The organism is Streptomyces sp. NPDC097640 (assembly GCF_040302705.1).
GTDB lineage: Bacteria > Actinomycetota > Actinomycetes > Streptomycetales > Streptomycetaceae > Streptomyces.
This window is the reverse complement of sequence record NZ_JBEOSB010000004.1, coordinates 436,628-454,020: the sequence shown is the minus strand read 5'-3', so window position 1 is coordinate 454,020 and position 17,393 is coordinate 436,628. Positions and strand designations below refer to the sequence as shown.

Here is a 17,393-nt window from a genome sequence, read left to right as displayed (position 1 = left end):
CCTTGCGGTCTGCTTGAGCCGGATGCGGGGACAACTCGCCAGTCCGGTTCTGAGGGGGCCGGGGCGCAGCAATGCGCTCCGGCTACCCGACGGGGCGCCCAGCACTGGCAGAAGCCCCTCACCACCAAGACGCGGAAGACCACTCGCCACGACGCTGCCGCCGTGGCGATCGGAAGGCGCGCCCTGGGGCACCCGATCCGGCGACGGACGACACCGCCCCCACAGCACCGGAGTGATGCTGTGGGGCATCGGACCGTCCAGGCCCGACCGGGCAGCCCAGGGCGCGAGGGAAACCGCCCCCGCATCCCCGGACCACGGACACGATCCGAGCGCGCCGGACGCGGCGAGAACGCGGTGAACCAGAACACCCAACACCGTTCGGGGCGTTCGGCTGAGCATGAGCCCTGGCAACAGGACTCACTCCCGCTCAGTCTTTAGAAACGGTGATGGAGTCGAACTGGCTCCCGGCGATGGTGGCGTAGGTGCCGTTGAGCTTGGACGCAGTGACGGCGGTGCCGTAGTACTTGCCCTTGGCCTGGGCCAGGTCGCGCAGCACCGGGTCGGCGGCGCTGCTGGGGGTGGCCAGGCCCAGCAGGAGCGCTCCTGCTGCGGCGAGGCCAAGGGCGGCTCTGCGGAGGTGAGGTCTCATCGCGTACGGCCCCCTAAGATCCGGCCAGGCCGTCGCGGAACGCGGTGTAGGCGGGCTTGGGCTGGTAGTTGTTGTCGTACAGGTTGGCCGCGCCCTGGCCGGGGAAGGTGCCGGGGACCCAGGAGTCCCGGTCGCCGAAGCCCCATACCGTGATTCCGGCGCAGCGGGAGATGGCGAGGCAGGTCTGGGCCACGGTCTTGTAGTTGGCCGCCTGCTGCTGGAGCTTGGTGGAGTCGGCCGGGGTGGCCATCCGGATGTCGAGCTCGGAGACCACGATCTCGAGGCCGAGGTCGGCGAAGCGCTGGAGGTTGGCCTTCACGGTGGACGGCACCTGGTTCACGATGAGGTGGCTCTGGAAGCCGACGCCGTCGATGGGCACACCCTGGCTCTTGAGCCGCTGGACCAGGTTGTACAGGCCGTTGCTCTTCGCGCCCGTGCCCTCGGTGTTGTAGTCGTTGATGAAGAGCTTGGCGCCGGGGTCGGCGGCGCGGGCGGCGCGGAAGGCGTCGGCGATGTACGACTCGCCGAGCTGCTGCTGGAACTTGGACTGGCGCAGTGATCCGTCCTCGTTGAACGCCTCGTTGACCACGTCCCAGCGCTGGACCTTGCCCTTGTAGCGGCTGACCTGGGTGGTGACGTGGTCGGTCATGATGGTGCGCAGCTCGGCGTTGGAGAACGAGCCGTTGGCCAGCCAGTTCGGCATCTGGCTGTGCCAGACCAGGGTGTGGCCGTAGACCTTCTGGTTGTTGCTCTGTGCGAAGGAGACGAGCCGGTCGGCGGCGGCCCAGTTGAACTGGCCGCGGTTGGGCTCGACCGAGCCCCACTTCATGGCGTTTTCGGCGGTGACGCTGGAGAACTCGGTCTTGGCGATGTTGGCGTAGGTGGCGTCGCCGAGCCGGCCGTCGTTGATGGCCGTTCCGATGAAGCGGCCGGTGCGGTCGGCGACCTCGCGGAGGGTGGGGTTGGCCTTCACGGCCGCACCTCCTGCCGGGTGTTCGGCTGCCTGTCCGGGGGCGGCGAGGCCGAAGGCCAGCGTCGCCATGGTGGCCGAGGCCACCAGCGCCGCGCTGCGTAAGCTCATGAGCTTCATGGACGTCCCTCTCTTCTCTTCACGTCTGATCCGGTTTTCCGGAAGACTTCTGCAAGGTTCCGAGGGTGCGCCCGGAAAGCTAGAGGCGGGAGTGACTCTCGTCAACGGAGGAGGCGGAAATGGCTACGGAGAGCGCGGGGCCCGAGGGCGGGGCCCGGCCCAAGGTCACGATCACGGCCATCGCACAGGAGGCCGGGGTGTCGGTGCCGACGGTCTCGCGGGTCGTCAACGGGCGCTCGGATGTCTCGCCCGAGACCCGGGCCCGGGTGGAGAATCTGCTGCGGCTCCACGGCTACCGCCGCCGCCAGGCCGCCCCGGGCGACCGCGCCGCCCTGCTGGACCTGGTCTTCAACGACCTGGACAGCCCCTGGGCGGTGGAGATCATCCGCGGGGTGGAGGAGGTCGCGCACCAGGACGGCGTGGGCACGGTGGTCTCCGCCATCCACGGCCGGGCGGGCGCGGCGCGACAGTGGATGAAGAACCTGCGGGCGCGCGCCTCCGACGGGGTGATCCTGGTGACCTCCGTGCTCGAACCGGTGCTGCACGAGGAGCTGCGGCGGCTGAACGTGCCGATCGTGGTGGTCGACCCGGCCGGCGCCCCCGCCCTGGACGCCCCCACCATCGGGGCCACCAACTGGGCGGGCGGAATGGCCGCGACCGAGCACCTGCTGAGCCTGGGCCACCGCCGGATCGGCTTCATCGCGGGCCCGCCGCGGCTGCTGTGCAGCCGGGCCCGGCTGGACGGCCACCGGGCCGCGCTGGAGTCGGCGGGGGTGCCGTACGACCAGGCGCTGGTCGCGCAGGGCGACTTCTACCACGAGTCGGGTTTCGTGGGCTGCGATCAGCTGATGGACGCCGCCACCCCGCCGACCGCCGTGTTCGCCTCCAGCGACCAGATGGCCCTGGGCGCGATCGAGGCCCTGCGCCGCCGGGGGCTGCGGGTGCCGGAGGACGTGAGCGTGGTGGGCTTCGACGACCTTCCGGAAGTCCGCTGGTCGGCCCCGCCGCTGACCACGGTGCGCCAGCCGCTCGCGGAGATGGGCAAGCTGGCGGCCCGTACGGTGCTGCGCCAGGCGCGCGGCGAGGAGATCGAGTCGCCCCGTGTGGAGCTCGCGACGGCGCTCGTCGTCCGCGCCAGCACGGCCCCGCCGAGCACTTCCCCGCCGAGCACAGCCGCGCCGAGCACGGCCTGAGCCCGCCGGCCGGCCGCGCCGGTTCGTACGTTCCAACAAGCCTGTTTGTGCGATCTATTGACAGGTCGTCAGCACGCTCATACCGTCCACGCAATCACTTCCGAGAATTATCGGGCTACTTCCGGAAGGCACATGCGACGATGACGATGCGTACACCCAGGTCACGTTCCATCCTCCGCGCCTCCACCCTCGCAGCCGCACTGCTTCTGGCCACCACCTCCCTCTCCGCCTGCGGCAGCTCCGGCCCCGGTGGCTCGGACGACGGCTCCATCGACGTCTGGGTCTACCAGGACGCCTCGACCAAGGTGCAGCGCGCGGTCGTCGAGCGGTTCAACAAGACGTCCAAGGTGAAGGCGAAGCTCACCGAGGTGCCCGGCGACGGCTACTCGGACAAGATGCGCACCTCGATGGGCACCCCCAACGCCCCGGACGTCTTCTTCAACTGGGGCGGCGGCAGCATCAGCGACTTCGTGAAGGAGGACATGCTGGTCGACCTCGGCCCGGCCTTCAAGAAGGACCCTGAGCTCCAGAAGGCGTTCATCCCCTCCATCCTCAAGGCCGGAGCGGTGAACAACACCTATTACGGCATCCCGATGCGCGGTATGCAGCCGGTGATCCTCTTCTACAACAAGAAGGTGTTCCAGGACGCGGGCGCGCAGCCGCCCAAGTCCTGGGACGATCTGCTGGGCCTGATCGACACCTTCAAGAAGAAGGACGTCACCCCCTTCGCGCTCGCGGGCACGGACCCGTGGACCGAGCTGATGTGGGTGGAGTACCTGGTGGACCGCTACGGCGGGGCCGATGTCTTCAAGAGGATCCAGAGCGGGGACGCCTCCGGGTGGGACGACCCGGCCGTGCTGAAGACCGCCGAGACGATCAAGCAGCTGGTCGACCGGGGCACCTTCGGCAAGAACTACAAGTCGGTCAACTACACCGCCGACGGGGCCTCCACGCTGTTCGCCAAGGGCAAGGCCGCGATGCATCTGATGGGCTCCTGGGAGTACGCCAACCAGAAGGCGAACCAGCCGGACTTCGCCAAGTCCGGGCTCGGCTGGACCGACTTCCCGGCCATCCCGGACGGCAAGGGCGACCCCAAGAACGTCGTGGGCAACCCGACCAACTACTGGTCCGTCAACGCCAAGACGAAGGGGAAGAAGCGGGACGCGGCGATCGAGTTCGTGAAGTTCGCCGCCAAGCAGGACTACTCCAAGGACCTGATCGCCAACGGCGATGTGCCCGCCACCTCCGACGCCGAGTCCCTGCTGAGCGAGCACGAGAACCCGACGTACGCGCGGTTCCAGTACGACATGGTGCGTGAGGCGCCCAGCTTCACCCTCTCCTGGGACCAGGCGCTGTCGGCCAAGAACACCCCGGCGCTGCACACCAACATCCAGAAGCTGTTCAACGGGCAGCTGAGCCCGACCGGGTTCGTCGCGGCGATGAAGAAGGACATCAAGTAATGGCAGGCGCCGTCAGCAAAGGCGCCGACGACAAGGGCGCATCCCGCCACGCCAGGGGTCCGGGCGGCGGCGTGGGCAGCGGCGCGGGCCGCCCCAGCGCCGCCTGGGCGCTCCCCGGGGCGCTGTTCTTCGCGTGCTTCGCCATCGTCCCCATGCTGCTGGTCGGCTATCTGGCCTTCACCGACTGGGACGGCATCGGCTCCCCCCAGTGGACCGGCACCGACAACTGGTCCCGGCTGTGGCACGACCCGGACATGCGCCAGGCGGTCTGGCTCAGCCTGCTGCTGACCGTGCTGACCTGGCTCGTCCAGACCCCGATCGCGCTGCTGCTGGGGGTGTGGGCGGCCGGGCGGCAGCGCAACCGCGCCGTGCTGTCGGCGATCTTCTTCCTGCCCCTGCTGGCGTCCTCCGTAGCCCTCGCCCTGGTGTGGAAGCAGCTGCTGGACCCCAACTTCGGCCTCATCGCGGAGATCGGGCCCGCCCTGGGCTTCGCGGACGGCGATCTGCTCGGCGACCCCCAGGGCGCCCTCGGCGCCATCCTCTTCGTCACCGCCTGGCAGTTCATCCCGCTCCACACCCTGATCTACCAGGGCGGCGCCCGGGCCATCCCGCGCTCGCTCTACGACGCGGCGGCCATCGACGGGGCGGGCACCGTCCGCCAGTTCTTCTCCATCACCCTGCCCCAGCTGCGCAACACCGTGGTCACCTCCTCGGTGATCATGGTGGTGGGCGCGCTGACCTTCTTCGACACCGTCCTGATCCTCACCAAGGGCGGCCCGGGCACGGACACCAGCATCGTGCCGTTCCTGATGTACAAGAACGGCTTCCAGGCCTTCGACCTCGGCTACGCCAGCGCGGTCGCGGCCCTCCTCGTCGTCGTCGCCACCACCGTCTCGCTGCTGCTGGTGCGGCTGACCGGCTTCAGCGCGATGCGCAGCACCCGGGAGGGGATGTGACCGACGTGCTGCACCAGCGCCCCGGGGCGGACCCTGCGGCGGACGGGGCGGCCCCGCCGCCCCGGCGCCGGCGCGCGGGCCTGCCCCGTCTCCTGAAGGGGAGCGGCCCGCGGCGGCCCAACTACCCGGCCGGGCTCGCCTCCCTCATCTGGCTGGTGATCGTCGGGGCCCCGCTGTATGTGCTGGTGGCCACCACCTTCCGGACCCGCGACGGCTATATCGACGACGGCCCGCTCTCGCTGCCCACCCACCTCACGCTCACCAACTACGACCGGGTCCTCAGCAGCCACTTCTTCACCTATCTGGGCAACACCCTGGTCGTCACCGCCGTCTGCGCCGCCATCGTCATCGTGCTGTCGGTGACCGTCGGCTACGCGATCGTGCGCGCCCGCAGCCGGCTGTCCCAGCGCGTCTTCCAGATGTTTCTGCTCGGGCTCGCGATCCCGTCCCAGGCGGTGATCATCCCCATCTATCTGGTGATCACCAAGCTCCAGCTGTACGACACCCTGCTGGCGGTGATCCTGCCGACGGCCGCCTTCTCGCTCCCGGTCAGCGTGCTGATCCTGGCGGGCACCATGCGCGACATCGACGAGGAGCTGTACGAGTCGATGGCGCTGGACGGCGCGGGGCCGACCCGGGTGCTGCTGCGGCTGGTGGTGCCGATGTCGCGGGCCGGGATCTCCACGGTCGGCGTGTACTCGGCCCTGCACGCCTGGAACGGCTTCATGTTCCCGCTGATCCTCACCCAGTCCAGGAGCAACCGGGTGCTGACCCTGGGCCTGTACGACTACGTCGGCGAGTTCCGGGTGGACACCCCGGCGCTGCTCACCGCGGTCGTGCTGTCCATCGTCCCGATCTTCGTCGTCTATCTCTTCGCGCGCCGTCAGCTGATCAACGGCCTGATGGGCGTGGGCGGCAAGTGACCGGCCCCGACGGCCCCGAGACCCGACGCGGCTCCGAGACCCGACGCGGCTCCGAGACAGTGCGCAGCCCGGGGCCCCCGCGCAACCCGGAGACACCACGCAGCCCTGAGCCAAGGAGCTTCATGCCTCACCCCTGGCAGAACCCCTCCCTCCCCGCCGAGGAACGCGCCGCCGACCTGCTCTCCCGGATGACCCTGGAGGAGAAGCTCGCCCAGCTCGCCGGCGTCTGGCCGGGCTCCGGGTCCTCGGAAGGCGAGGACGTCGCCCCGCTCCAGCACGAGGTCAACGAGGAGATCGACCTCGACGACCTGCTCCCGCACGGACTCGGCCAGCTGACCCGCCCCTTCGGCACCGCCCCCGTCGATCCGGCCGAGGGCGCCGCCGCCCTCGCCCGCACCCAGGCGCGGATCGCCGCGGGCAACCGCTTCGGGATCCCGGCCGTCGCCCACGAGGAGTGCCTGACCGGGTTCGCCGCCTGGGGCGCGACCGTCTTCCCCACCCCGCTGGCCTGGGGCGCCACCTTCGACCCCGCGCTGGTGGGCCGGGCCGCCGAGCTGATCGGCGCCTCCATGCGCGCGGTGGGCATCCACCAGGGCCTGTCGCCCGTCCTCGACGTGGTGCGCGACCCGCGCTGGGGCCGTACGGAGGAGTCCATCGGCGAGGACCCGTACCTGGTCGGGACCGTCGGCACCGCGTATGTGCGCGGCCTCCAGTCGGCCGGGATCGTCGCCACCCTCAAGCATTTCGCGGGCTACTCCGCCTCCCGCGGCGCCCGCAACCACGCCCCGGTCTCCATCGGCCCGCGCGAGCTCGCGGACGTCATCCTGCCGCCGTTCGAGATGGCCGTACTCGAGGGCGGGGCACGCTCGGTCATGCCCTCCTACAACGACCTCGACGGCGTCCCGTCGGCCGCCAACCGCTGGCTGCTGACGGAACTGCTGCGCGAGCGCTGGGGCTTCACCGGCACCATCGTCTCCGACTACTTCAGCCTCTCCTTCCTGGAGCTGCACCACCGCGTCGCCGACACCCCGGCGCGGGCCGCGGCGCTCGCGCTGGAGGCGGGCCTGGACGTGGAGCTGCCCGCCGTACGCTGCTTCGCGGAGCCGCTGCGCGACGCCGTACAGGCCGGGGACATCGCCGAGGCGCTGGTGGACGGGGCCGTGCTGCGGGTGCTGCGGCAGAAGTGCGAACTGGGGCTGCTGGACCCGTGGTGGTCGGCCACCCCGCCCGCGCTCCCCCAGGTCGTGGACCTGGACCCGCCCGTGATGCGGGAGGTGGCCCGGCAGCTGGCCGAGGAGTCGGTGGTGCTGCTCGCCAACGACCGCGCCGCGCTGCCGCTCGCGCCCGACGCCCGGATCGCGGTCGTCGGCCCGCTCGCCGACGACCCCGCCGCGATGCTCGGCTGCTACACCTTCCCCCGCCATGTCGGCGTCGAATACCCCGAGCTGCCGATGGGCATCGACGTGCCGACGCTGCTCGCCGCGCTGCGCGCCGAGCTCCCCGACGCACGCCTCACCCACGCCGAGGGGTGCGCCCCGCCCGGACCGGGCGCCACCGCGCCCGCCTCGACCGGCGCCTCGGCCGCCGTCGCCGCCGAGAGCCGACTGGCGCGGGCGGCCCGCGCCGCCCGCGACGCGGATGTGTGCGTCGCGGTGCTCGGCGACCGCTCGGGCCTCTTCGGCCGGGGCACCTCGGGCGAGGGCTGCGACGCCGCCGACCTCGAACTGCCCGGCGAGCAGAGCGCCCTGCTCGACACCCTGCTGGCCACCGGCACCCCGGTCGTGCTGGTCCTGCTCACCGGCCGCCCGTACGCGCTCGGCCGCTGGTCGGGCCTGCTCGCGGGCGCCGTCCAGGCGTTCTTCCCCGGCGAGGAGGGCGGCCCGGCCGTCGCCGCGGTCCTCTCCGGCCGGGTCAACCCCTCGGGCCGGCTGCCCGTCAGCGTCCCGTACGCGCCCGGCGGCCAGCCCTGGACGTATCTCCAGCCCCCGCTGGGCCTGCGCGGCGAGGCCAGCAGCGTCGACCCGACCCCGCTGCACCCCTTCGGCCACGGCCTCTCGTACACCACCTTCTCCTGGGAGCGCCCGGAGGCGGACACGGCCACTCTGGCCACCGACGGCGAGACCACGCTGCGCCTCACCGTCCGCAACACGGGCGAGCGCCCCGGCACCGAGGTGGTCCAGCTCTATCTGCACCAGCCCGTGGCCCGCACCGTCCGCTCGGTCGCCCGGCTCATCGGCTACGCCCGCGTCCCGCTCGCGGCCGGCGAGAGCGCCGAGGTCCACTTCACCTTCCACGCCGACCTGGCCTCCTACCCCGGCGCCCCCGACGGGGGCCGGATCGTCGAACCCGGCCCCCTGGAGCTGTGCCTGGCCGCCTCCAGCGCCGACGCCGACGTACGGCACACGGTGCCGCTGACGCTGACCGGGCCGGAGCGCACGGTGGACCACCGGCGGCGGCTGGTGTGCGCGGCGGAGGTGAAGTGACGGGCGCTCAGATACGAATCAGCGCAGCTTGCTGAAGAACACCCGGACGTCGTCGATGAGCAGGTCGGGGGCCTCCATCGCGGCGAAGTGGCCGCCGCGGTCGAACTCGGACCAGTGCACGATGGTGTGCTCGAGCTCGAGGGTGCTCCGGATCGACACGTCCATGGGGAACACCGCGACCCCGGTCGGCACCGTGGAACGCTCACTCGCGCCCCAGGCTCCGGCATGGGCGGTCTCGTAGTAGCAGTTGGCCGAGGACCCGGCGGTGCCGGTCAGCCAGTACAGCATCACGTTGGTGAGCAGCAGGTCCCGGTCCACCGCGTCCTCGGGCAGTTCGGCGGCCGGATCGGTCCACTCCTTGAACTTCTCCACGATCCAGGCCAGCTGTCCGACCGGGGAGTCGTGCAGCCCGTGCGCCAGGGTCTGCGGCCGGGTGATCTGGATCATCGCGTAGCCGGACTGCTCGGTCTTCATGTACGCCAGGTTCTTCAGCCGCACCTGCTCGGCCTCGCTCAGCTCCCCCGCCTTGTCCGGGTCGACCTCGGTGAACCCGGAGAGCCCGTTCGCGTGCACGCCGACGACCTTGTCGGGGTTCTGGCGGCCGAGCCCCGGGGAGATGACCGCGCCGGTGTCGCCGCCCTGCGCGCCGTAGCGGTCGTAGCCAAGCCGGCTCATGAGCTCGGCGAACGCCCTGGTCACCCGGCTGGTGTCCCAGCCGGCCTCGCCGGTCGGCCCGGAGAACCCGCTGCCGGGGATCGACGGGATCACCAGGTGGAACGCGTCCGCCGGGTCGCCGCCGTGTGCCCTGGGGTCGGTCAGCGGGCCGATGACGCTCAGGAACTCCACGATCGAGCCGGGCCAGCCGTGGATCAGGATCAGCGGCAGGGCGTCCCGCTCGGGCGAGCGGACATGCATGAAGTGGATGTTCTGCCCGTCGATCTCGGTGGTGAACTGGGGGTACTTGTTCAGCTCCCGCTCGTAGAGGCGCCAGTCGTAGCCATCGCGCCAGTACTCGGCCAGACCCTTGAGGTAGCTCGCCGGCACCCCGCGGCTCCAGCCGACGTCGGGCAGGTCCTTGGTCCACCGGGTCCTGGCCAGCCGGTCCCGCAGATCGTCCAGGTCGGCCTGGGGAATGTCGATGGTGAAGGGCCTGATCTCGCTGTTGTTCTCCATGCCGATAACTCTAGGAGCCGGTTAGGTCAGGTTCGGTCCTAGGCGTTTGGCAGACTTCGGACCATGTGGGAAACCTCAGCACGACTGCTGCGACTGCTCTCGCTCCTCCAGACCCGGCGCGACTGGTCCGGAGCCGAACTGGCCGAGCGACTGGAGATCACTCCGCGCACGGTGCGCCGCGATATCGACCGGCTGCGCGGCCTCGGCTACCCCGTGCTGGCCACCGCGGGCACCGCCGGCTACCGGCTGGGCGCCGGCGCGGACGTGCCGCCGCTGCTGCTCGACGACGACGAGGCCGTCGCGGTCGCGATGGGCCTGCGCACGGCCGCCGGCGGTTCGATCACCGGCATCGAGGAGACGTCCGTGCGGGCCCTGGCCAAGCTCGAACAGATCCTGCCGTCCCGGCTGCGCCACCGGGTCAACGCCCTCCAGTCGGTGACGGTGCCGATGGCCAACAGCGGCCCCACCGCCGACCCGGACACCCTCACCGCCATCGCCGCCGCCTGCCGCGACTCGCTGCGGCTGCGCTTCGACTACCGCTCCCACGACGGAACCAGCGGCATCCGCACGACCGAGCCGCACCGGCTGGTGCACACGGGCCGGCGCTGGTACCTCATCGGCTGGGACGTCGACCGTGAGGACTGGCGCACCTACCGTGTGGACCGCCTCGCCCCCCGCACGCCCACCGGCCCCCGGTTCACCCCGCGCACCCCGCCGGACCCCGATCTCAGCGGCTACACCTCACGGGCGATCTCCACATCGGCCTACCGCTACCAGGCCCGGTTCACCCTGCACGTCAGCGCCGAGACCGCGGGGGAGCGCATCGCCCCCACCACCGGAGCGCTGGAGCCGATCGACGAGCACAGCTGCACCCTGCGGACCGGGTCCAACTCGCTGGACGAGTTGGCCATCTACGTGACGACCATGGGGTTCGACTTCACGGTGCACGAACCCCCGGAGCTCGTCGAACACGTCAGAACGCTGGCAGCCCGGCTGGCCGCCGCGACGGATTAAACGGATAAGCGCGGGCTACGCGGAGGGACCGGCTCCATCCTCGACCAGCGCCCAGGCGTGGGCGAACAGCTCGGGCAGGGTGCGGGTGGGCAGCGGAAGCGGGTTCTCCAGACGCCCGTTGTAGGAGCGCTCCACCCCGATCAGGTCCGCCTTCCAGGCCTCCATGGGCTGGTAGGGCTTCTTGGCGTGGATCCACTCGCCCGGCAGGAAGATCTGACGGCCCGCCCGGGGGCGCTTGTCCTCCACGACCAGGCCGCGCTCGACCAGCACGGCGGCGGCCTTCTGGTGTTGTGCGGTCTTCCACCCGTTCCACGCGCGGACGTTGCGGTCGGTCGGCGCGGGCAGGGTCAGCAGCTGGAGGTAGAGCGCCGCCGCGTCCTCGTCGACGCCGAGTTTGCCCGCGACCTGAGCCAGCACGTCGGGCGCGGAGGCCGCCGGGTTCGTCTCGTACGCGCCGACCGGCAGCGCGGCGCTCTCGATCCGGTCCACGATGCGCGCGCAGTCGGGGCCGCGCAGCCACTCGACGAACCCCAGCTCAGGGTCGTAGCGGGAGTCCGCCCTGGCCCCCAACAGCGCCCGGGAGCGCTCGTCGTCGCCGTAGAACGCCGGGCGGAAGTACAGGCGGGTCCGGGACAGATACCCCCTGCGGTCCACTGTGCCGTCCACGACCACCGTGAGCCCGTCGTCGATGGACGCGACGTCCAGCCGATCCGGCCCGGCATACGGCTGGTACCCGAATCGCTCGTGCAACTCGGCGACCGAGGCCCCCACCTTGCGGTCGAGCGTGCCGGCGTCCAGCAGCAGCCCCGGGTGGTTCAACCGCTCCTGAACCACGCGCACCAGGCCGGGCGCCCCCTCGCGGACGAGGTCACCGGCGGGGAGCTCGGCGTAGACCCAGAACAGGTTGGGGACGATGGACAGCAGGCGGTCCTCGAACCTCGCGACATCCCACCGGGCGTTGGCGTCGCTGACCATCGGGCCGTGTTCGGTGTTCTTGATCCACGTGTCGACGGGGGCGCTGAGCCCAGGCTCGGCGGTGGGGTTGGTGAACGCCGCGCAGAAGTCGGCCGCTGACAGGCGCAGCATCTGCAACTCGACGACCGCGTTGTGCGTACGCTCCGGCACCACGGTCCGCCGGCCGTACCGCTCCCGCCACGCCTCCGCGGTCCGCTCCGCCATCTCGCGCATCCCCTGGGGCTCCCACAGCTCGGCAGGGTCCTCGGGCAGCACGTCCGCCAGCAGCTCAAGGCGGTCCAGCGAGGTCAGCCGGGCGTGTTCGGATGCGCCGTCCTCGGCCTCGGCCACCTTGAGCCGCAGAATCTCCCGCTCCGAGTTCTCCAGGAACGGGATACGGCCCCTGACGTGCATCCCCGCCAGCACGAGGGACGCCGCCGCCCGTCCCATTCCCGTGCCTTCCCTCAGCGCGGCCACCGCCTGGGGGTCCCACGGCACCGGCCCGCGCTCCCGGACGAGGCCCACCAGCCGACGCAACTGCTCGGCGCTGCCCCATCCCCCGCGCGGGGCGTCGGTCACCTCCTCGATGACCCCCAGGCTCGGCGCGTCCGCGTCGCCTGTACGCAGATCGACGAATTTACGGAGCCTGTCACGGTTCCAGCCGACCGCGACGGCCGCCCCTCGCTCGTCCCGGACCGCTATCGGGTCGCCGTCAGCGATCCGCACCAGACCGGTGCGAAACCGGGCCTCCGGATCGCAGAACGGGCCGTCCGCCCAGACCTCCAGCAGCGCGAGCAGACGCCGACGGCGCTCCTCGCGGGTGGACGGCGCGGCGGCGCGCAGCGCCACGGTGCCGATGCGCCCGATGAACCGCGCCCAGGATCCTTCCCCGGCCCGTCCCAGGCCGCCGTCCGGGGTGGGCGGATCCCATGTGCCCGCCATATAGCGACCGTGCCGCTCGATACCGGCCAGCGCGCCTTTGTCCGTCCAATACCCCGAACCGTTGACGAGCCCGTCCAATGCGGCCCCGACGTGGTAATCGTCCAGGGACGTCACGTCGGCGCGATCCGTCACCAGCCCGCCTGCTGTCGTCTCCATGGAGAAATCTTGACGCATGCCTACGACAACAGACTGGGCGCCCGGTTACAGCCCGAAGAGCCGGGCGGCGTTGTCGTGGCAGACCGCGCGCAGCCAGTCGGTGCCGAGGCCGAGGTCCCGCAGGACGCGCAGGGCGTCCGCGTACGGATACGGGATGTTCGGAAAGTCGGTGCCCAGCAGGACCTTCTCCCCCAGGGCGGTGAGCCGGGGCAACTCGGCGCGCGGGAAGGGCATATCGGCCTCGACAAAGGGCGTGAAGGACATGGTCGTGTCGAGCATGACGTGCTCGTACCGCTCGGCCAGGTCCAGGAACTCCACGTACTCCGGCCCGCCGAGATGCGCGACCACCAGCCGCAGCGCGGGATGGCGGGCGAGGACGGCGCCGATCGGGCCGGGCCCGGTGTGCCGGCCGGGGATGGGCCCGGAGCCGCAGTGCGTGACCACGGGGACGCCGCGCTCGGCGAGCAGCGCCCACACCTCGTCCAGCAGCGGGTCGTTGGGGTCGAAGCCCCCGACCTGGAGATGGCACTTGAAGACGCGCGCGCCCTGGTCGAGTGCGCGGCGCACATCGTCGAGGGCGCAGGGCTCGGCGTAGAAGGTCGCGGTGTGCAGGCAGTCGGGGGTGCGGGCGGCGAAGTCGGCGGCCCAGTCGTTGAGCCAGCGGGCCATGGCGGGCTTGTGCGGGTAGAGCATCGCGGTGAAGGCGCGCACCCCGAACCCGCGCAGCACATCGAGGCGCTCCTGCTCCTCCTGCCGGTACGCGATCGGCCAGACCTTCCCCACGAGGGGGCCTGCCGAGTCGAAGTACGCCCAGACCTTGTCCAGGACGCGCTGCGGCATGAAGTGGGTGTGGACGTCGATGAGGTGGTCGAGCCCCACGTCGGCGCGGAAGGCGGCGACGTCGGCGCGCTCGGCGGTCATGGGAAGCGGGTCGGCCATGAACGGCAGCGTAATCGGCGGCGGATCTCCCGCTCCTACGGGGTGAGGTGGCGGGCGAGGACCGCGAGGGCGTCGGTCACCTCGCGCAGCCGCTGAGGGTCGTCGGCGCCGAGGGCGGTGGCGAGGGCCGCGTCGATGGTCGTGGCGCGCACCTGCGCGACGCGGGCGGAGGGCTCGGCGGCGGGGCTGATGAGCGCGCGGCGGCGGTCGGCGGGGTCGGGGGCGGTGGTGATGGACCCCGCCTCCTTCAGGCGGGCGACGGCGGTGGAGATCTGGCTCTGCGGCAGTCCGGTGCGGGCCGCGATATCGCCCACGGTGGTGCCGGGGTGCGCGGCGATGTCGCTGGCGGCGATCAGTACGAGGCGTGTGCTGCCCGCGTGGCGTTCGGCCCCGCCGGGGGGTTCTGGCATGGCGTCCTCGCCGATCTTCATGAGCGTGCGGCCGAGGAGGAAGAGTTCGACTCCGTTCACACCCCGAGGGTACATCGAATTCGATACATCCACCTTGATGCATCCATCTTGATGCATCGAATTCGATGGATTAACGTGATGCCCGGCACCCACGCCACCGACCCGTTGGCCACCGACCCACGAGGGGGATCCCATGACGCACGGCAACACCCGCACCGGCACCATCGACGCACCCGGCGCCACCCTCCACTACCAGGTACGCGGGACCGGCCCCGCGCTGCTGATCGGCCAGAGCGGCGAGGGGGACGCCGACCGCAGCGTCGACCTCGCCGCGCGCCTCGCCGACACGTACACCGTGGTCACCTACGACCGGCGGGGCCTGTCGCGCAGCCGACTCCACGACCCGTCGCGCGGGACGACGCTCGCCGAGCACGCGGACGACGCGGCGCGGGTGCTCGCGGCGGTGACACCCGAGCCGGCCGCGATGCTCGGATGCAGCCTCGGCGCCGTCATCGGCCTGCACCTCGCGGCGCGCCACCCGGGCCTGATCCACACCCTGATCGCCCACGAGCCCGTCGCGCCCCGGCTGCTGCCCGCTGCCGAACGGACCCATCACGAGCACGAACTCGCCCACCTTCAGCGGCTCTACATACGCGACGGCCTCGCCGCCGCCCTCCCCGAGATCGCCCGCGTCCTCGGCATCGACACCAGCGGCCGCGACTCCGAACCCGGCCTGACCCCGCAGCCCATCGACGACCTGCGCCGCGCCAACTTCGACTACTTCATCCGCCACGACTTCACGGCGGTCCTCGCCGACACGCTCGACCTCGCCACCCTCACCGACACCCCCACCCGCATCGTCCCCGCCGTCGGCCGCGCCACCCCCGAGGGCGCCTTCGACCGCCGCTGCGCCTACGCCCTGGCGGACGCGCTCGGCACGGAGGTGGTGCAGCTGCCCGGCGGCCACAACGGCAACACCAGCCACCCGTCCGGCTACGCGGCCCGTCTGCGCGACCTGCTCCCCGTTCCTGCTCACACAGCTCAGCCATGACCGATTCGTTCAAGACCACATCGGCAGCGGTTCCGTACCGTCGGGGCCATGGAGAACATCGCCTCGGAATCGCGCCACATCAGCACCCGTATCGACCGCCCCGCCAAGGCCGTCTACGACTACGCGTCGAACCCCTCCAACCTGCCCCGGTGGGCGCACGGGCTGGGGAAGTCCATCGCCGAGATCGACGGTCAGTGGATCGCCGACTCCTCGCCCCTGGGGCGGGTCGTGGTCGCCTTCGCGCCCGAGAACGAGTTCGGCGTCCTCGATCACGATGTCACGCTGCCGTCGGGCGAGACCGTCTACAACCCGGTCCGCGTGATCGCTGACGGCAGCGGCTCCGAGGTGGTGTTCACCCTCCGCCGACAGCCGGACATGAACGACGAGGACTTCCAGCGCGACACGGATGCGGTGACCCGCGACCTCGCCACGCTCAAGCGGGTGATGGAGAAGGAGCCGCCTCAGCCGCGCGGGCGCGCGGATCGCGCTGGGGCTTGAGGAGTCTGCTCGACGAGGACCGTGGTGGCGCGCTCCAGGAGTTCGCAGAGCGTGGCGTGCTCGTCCGGGGTGAACGCGTCGGAGAGTGCGCGTTCGAGCACGATCACCTCCTGGTAGGCACGTTCGAGTACCTGGTGACCTTGGTCGGTCAGTGAGGCGAGCAGGACTTTGGCGTGCACGGGTGAGGGCTGACGGGTGATGAGCTGCTTGTTCTGGAGGCCGGTCAGGACGGCAGCCATGGTCTGCTGGGTGACTCCGCAGGCGCGGGCGAGCTGTGCGCCGGACATGCCCTCATCCCGCGACAGCGCGAGCAGCACGGTGTACTGCGTCATGGTGAGGCCGTAGCCGCGCAGGACCGCCTCGTGGTGGGCCATCAGGGCCTGCTCGGTGCGGCGGATGCGGGTGCACAGATACTCCTCGGCCGGGATCCCGGTCACGTTTTCCTTCACCTGTCAGCCTCCTTAGTTGACTCAGGTAGCTGATACTCGTTAGCGTCCCTGCGTATCAGGATACTGATACGACTCAGGGAGCAGTGACCATGAAGGCTGTCGTCCTCGACACCGACGACCAGTTCCGCCTCACCGACATCGACGAGCCCACCCCCGGCGCCGGCGAGGTGGCGATCAGCGTCCAGTACGCCGGGATCCAGTGGGGCGACGTGCTGGTCCACCAAGGTCACTTCCCCGTACCCCGGCCCTTCGTGCCCGGCTTCGAGGCGGCCGGGCGCATCATCGCGGTCGGCGAGGGCGTCGACGAGAACCGCATCGGCCGGCAGGTGACCGCACTGACCAGTGCCGGCGCCTACGCCGAGGTGGTGGTGGCATCCGCCGCGCTCACCTTCGACGCCACCGACGTGGACCCGAGGATCGCGGCGGGGTTCGGCTGGGCGACCCCCACCGCCTACGACCTGATCAACACCGTCACCCGGGTGCGCCCGGGCGAGAGCGTCCTCATCCACGCGGCAGCCGGCGGCGTGGGCAGCCTGGCCGCCCAGTTCGCCCGCGCCGCCGGTGCCGGTCGGATCGTCGGCGTCAGCAATGCCGATCGGGCCGCCTACGCCGCCCAGTTCGGCTACGACCTGCTGATTCCGCGCGCCGAGTTCATGGAGGCCCCCACCGAGGAGTTGTTCGATGTGATCCTGGATCCGATCGGCGGACCGGTGCGCCTGGCCAATCTGAAGCGCCTTGCGCCGCACGGCCGCCTGGCGATCTACGGCAACATCGCCACGTTCGAGCCCGTCGAACTCGATGCCAACGACCTGCTGATGAACGGCAAATCCGCACTGACCTACAACAGCAACCTGCTCAGCCAGACCCACCCCGACCGCCTGGCCGAGAGCGCCCACAAGGCACTGCGCTTGGTGGCCGCCGGACAGATCCGCCCGGACATCACGGCGGAGTACGAGCTGACCGATCTCGGCAAGGCCATTCAGGACCTGGCCGACGGCCGCACACGCGGCAAGAGCATCGTCCGCATCGCTGCCTGAACCAGTTCTTGGCAGC

16 protein-coding genes and 1 pseudogene are annotated in these 17,393 nt (G+C 71.0%); 10 read left to right on the top strand and 7 right to left on the bottom strand.

Annotation, left to right across the window (positions count from 1 at the left end):
- Window positions 1-75: 75 nt before the first annotated feature.
- Window positions 76-438: pseudogene (locus ABTY62_RS08565) on the top strand (transposase); the annotation flags it as partial.
- Here ABTY62_RS08565 and ABTY62_RS08560 read toward each other — a convergent pair.
- Together ABTY62_RS08560 and ABTY62_RS08555 are read right to left on the bottom strand one after the other, a co-directional pair.
- Complete coding sequence (locus ABTY62_RS08560) at window positions 428-649, bottom strand: hypothetical protein (RefSeq protein WP_502997425.1); 222 nt, start codon at window positions 647-649, stop codon at window positions 428-430. The pseudogene ABTY62_RS08565 and the gene ABTY62_RS08560 overlap by 11 nt on opposite strands.
- Before the next feature lie 13 nt (window positions 650-662).
- Window positions 663-1,730, bottom strand: a complete 1,068-nt coding sequence (locus ABTY62_RS08555; protein ID WP_352128639.1) for an endo-1,4-beta-xylanase — start codon at window positions 1,728-1,730, stop codon at window positions 663-665.
- 128 nt (window positions 1,731-1,858) lie between these two features.
- Here ABTY62_RS08555 and ABTY62_RS08550 point away from each other — a divergent pair, with 128 nt between their 5' ends.
- The 5 genes from ABTY62_RS08550 to ABTY62_RS08530 all read left to right on the top strand — a co-directional run bounded on the left by ABTY62_RS08550 (window position 1,859) and on the right by ABTY62_RS08530 (window position 8,754).
- Window positions 1,859-2,932 carry a LacI family DNA-binding transcriptional regulator gene (locus ABTY62_RS08550; protein WP_352128638.1) on the top strand — a complete coding sequence of 358 codons (1,074 nt, stop codon included), beginning with the start codon at window positions 1,859-1,861 and terminating at the stop codon, window positions 2,930-2,932.
- A gap of 140 nt (window positions 2,933-3,072) precedes the next feature.
- On the top strand, window positions 3,073-4,392 hold the full coding sequence (locus tag ABTY62_RS08545) for an ABC transporter substrate-binding protein (protein ID WP_352128637.1): 1,320 nt from the start codon (window positions 3,073-3,075) through the stop codon (window positions 4,390-4,392).
- The gene (locus ABTY62_RS08540) at window positions 4,392-5,348 is read left to right on the top strand and encodes a carbohydrate ABC transporter permease (RefSeq protein WP_352128635.1); all 957 of its coding nucleotides are present in this window, start codon (window positions 4,392-4,394) and stop codon (window positions 5,346-5,348) included. Before ABTY62_RS08545 ends, ABTY62_RS08540 begins: the two co-directional genes overlap by 1 nt.
- Window positions 5,345-6,271, top strand: a complete 927-nt coding sequence (locus tag ABTY62_RS08535) for a carbohydrate ABC transporter permease (RefSeq protein WP_502997424.1) — start codon at window positions 5,345-5,347, stop codon at window positions 6,269-6,271. The genes ABTY62_RS08540 and ABTY62_RS08535 overlap by 4 nt, the downstream gene beginning before the upstream one ends.
- 122 nt (window positions 6,272-6,393) lie before the next feature.
- Window positions 6,394-8,754 carry a beta-xylosidase/alpha-l-arabinosidase gene (locus ABTY62_RS08530; RefSeq protein WP_352128634.1) on the top strand — a complete coding sequence of 787 codons (2,361 nt, stop codon included), beginning with the start codon at window positions 6,394-6,396 and terminating at the stop codon, window positions 8,752-8,754.
- Window positions 8,755-8,772: 18 nt separating this feature from the next.
- On the opposite strand, the gene ABTY62_RS08525 is transcribed toward ABTY62_RS08530, so the two are convergent.
- A complete protein-coding gene (locus ABTY62_RS08525; RefSeq protein ID WP_352128633.1) occupies window positions 8,773-9,927 on the bottom strand; it encodes an epoxide hydrolase family protein in 1,155 nt (384 codons plus the stop codon).
- 63 nt (window positions 9,928-9,990) lie between these two features.
- Between ABTY62_RS08525 and ABTY62_RS08520 the strand changes: the two genes are divergently transcribed.
- Window positions 9,991-10,941, top strand: coding sequence for a helix-turn-helix transcriptional regulator (locus ABTY62_RS08520; protein WP_352128632.1), 951 nt, complete (start codon window positions 9,991-9,993; stop codon window positions 10,939-10,941).
- Between the two features lie 15 nt (window positions 10,942-10,956).
- On the opposite strand, the gene ABTY62_RS08515 is transcribed toward ABTY62_RS08520, so the two are convergent.
- Genes ABTY62_RS08515 through ABTY62_RS08505 form a run of 3 tightly spaced genes read right to left on the bottom strand, consistent with a single transcriptional unit; the run spans window position 10,957 to window position 14,402 of the window.
- A complete protein-coding gene (locus tag ABTY62_RS08515) occupies window positions 10,957-12,993 on the bottom strand; it encodes a hypothetical protein (RefSeq protein ID WP_352128631.1) in 2,037 nt (678 codons plus the stop codon).
- 45 nt (window positions 12,994-13,038) lie between these two features.
- The gene (locus ABTY62_RS08510) at window positions 13,039-13,932 is read right to left on the bottom strand and encodes an amidohydrolase family protein (RefSeq protein WP_352128630.1); all 894 of its coding nucleotides are present in this window, start codon (window positions 13,930-13,932) and stop codon (window positions 13,039-13,041) included.
- 35 nt (window positions 13,933-13,967) lie between these two features.
- Window positions 13,968-14,402, bottom strand: coding sequence for a MarR family winged helix-turn-helix transcriptional regulator (locus ABTY62_RS08505; protein ID WP_502997423.1), 435 nt, complete (start codon window positions 14,400-14,402; stop codon window positions 13,968-13,970).
- Window positions 14,403-14,535: 133 nt separating this feature from the next.
- Here ABTY62_RS08505 and ABTY62_RS08500 point away from each other — a divergent pair, with 133 nt between their 5' ends.
- Window positions 14,536-15,393 (top strand): alpha/beta fold hydrolase, encoded by an 858-nt coding sequence (locus ABTY62_RS08500; protein ID WP_352128629.1) that lies wholly within the window; start codon window positions 14,536-14,538, stop codon window positions 15,391-15,393.
- A 48-nt stretch (window positions 15,394-15,441) separates the two neighbouring features.
- Entirely contained in the window at window positions 15,442-15,891 is a 450-nt protein-coding gene (locus ABTY62_RS08495) for an SRPBCC family protein (RefSeq protein WP_352128628.1), read from the top strand.
- Here ABTY62_RS08495 and ABTY62_RS08490 read toward each other — a convergent pair.
- Complete coding sequence (locus tag ABTY62_RS08490) at window positions 15,855-16,340, bottom strand: MarR family winged helix-turn-helix transcriptional regulator (RefSeq protein WP_352128627.1); 486 nt, start codon at window positions 16,338-16,340, stop codon at window positions 15,855-15,857. The genes ABTY62_RS08495 and ABTY62_RS08490 overlap by 37 nt on opposite strands.
- Before the next feature lie 89 nt (window positions 16,341-16,429).
- On the opposite strand from ABTY62_RS08490, the gene ABTY62_RS08485 reads away from it, so the two are divergent.
- On the top strand, window positions 16,430-17,377 hold the full coding sequence (locus tag ABTY62_RS08485; RefSeq protein WP_352128626.1) for a quinone oxidoreductase family protein: 948 nt from the start codon (window positions 16,430-16,432) through the stop codon (window positions 17,375-17,377).
- The last annotated feature ends 16 nt before the right edge of the window (window positions 17,378-17,393 follow it).

What these genes read in the sequence shown, in the direction of transcription:
- ABTY62_RS08560 (WP_502997425.1), bottom strand. Translation starts at nt 649, where the DNA reads ATGAGACCTCACCTCCGCAGAGCCGCCCTTGGCCTCGCCGCAGCAGGA.
- ABTY62_RS08555 (WP_352128639.1), bottom strand. Translation starts at nt 1,730, where the DNA reads ATGAGCTTACGCAGCGCGGCGCTGGTGGCCTCGGCCACCATGGCGACG.
- ABTY62_RS08550 (WP_352128638.1), top strand. Translation starts at nt 1,859, where the DNA reads ATGGCTACGGAGAGCGCGGGGCCCGAGGGCGGGGCCCGGCCCAAGGTC.
- ABTY62_RS08545 (WP_352128637.1), top strand. Translation starts at nt 3,073, where the DNA reads ATGACGATGCGTACACCCAGGTCACGTTCCATCCTCCGCGCCTCCACC.
- ABTY62_RS08540 (WP_352128635.1), top strand. Translation starts at nt 4,392, where the DNA reads ATGGCAGGCGCCGTCAGCAAAGGCGCCGACGACAAGGGCGCATCCCGC.
- ABTY62_RS08530 (WP_352128634.1), top strand. Translation starts at nt 6,394, where the DNA reads ATGCCTCACCCCTGGCAGAACCCCTCCCTCCCCGCCGAGGAACGCGCC.
- ABTY62_RS08525 (WP_352128633.1), bottom strand. Translation starts at nt 9,927, where the DNA reads ATGGAGAACAACAGCGAGATCAGGCCCTTCACCATCGACATTCCCCAG.
- ABTY62_RS08520 (WP_352128632.1), top strand. Translation starts at nt 9,991, where the DNA reads ATGTGGGAAACCTCAGCACGACTGCTGCGACTGCTCTCGCTCCTCCAG.
- ABTY62_RS08515 (WP_352128631.1), bottom strand. Translation starts at nt 12,993, where the DNA reads ATGGAGACGACAGCAGGCGGGCTGGTGACGGATCGCGCCGACGTGACG.
- ABTY62_RS08510 (WP_352128630.1), bottom strand. Translation starts at nt 13,932, where the DNA reads ATGGCCGACCCGCTTCCCATGACCGCCGAGCGCGCCGACGTCGCCGCC.
- ABTY62_RS08500 (WP_352128629.1), top strand. Translation starts at nt 14,536, where the DNA reads ATGACGCACGGCAACACCCGCACCGGCACCATCGACGCACCCGGCGCC.
- ABTY62_RS08495 (WP_352128628.1), top strand. Translation starts at nt 15,442, where the DNA reads ATGGAGAACATCGCCTCGGAATCGCGCCACATCAGCACCCGTATCGAC.
- ABTY62_RS08485 (WP_352128626.1), top strand. Translation starts at nt 16,430, where the DNA reads ATGAAGGCTGTCGTCCTCGACACCGACGACCAGTTCCGCCTCACCGAC.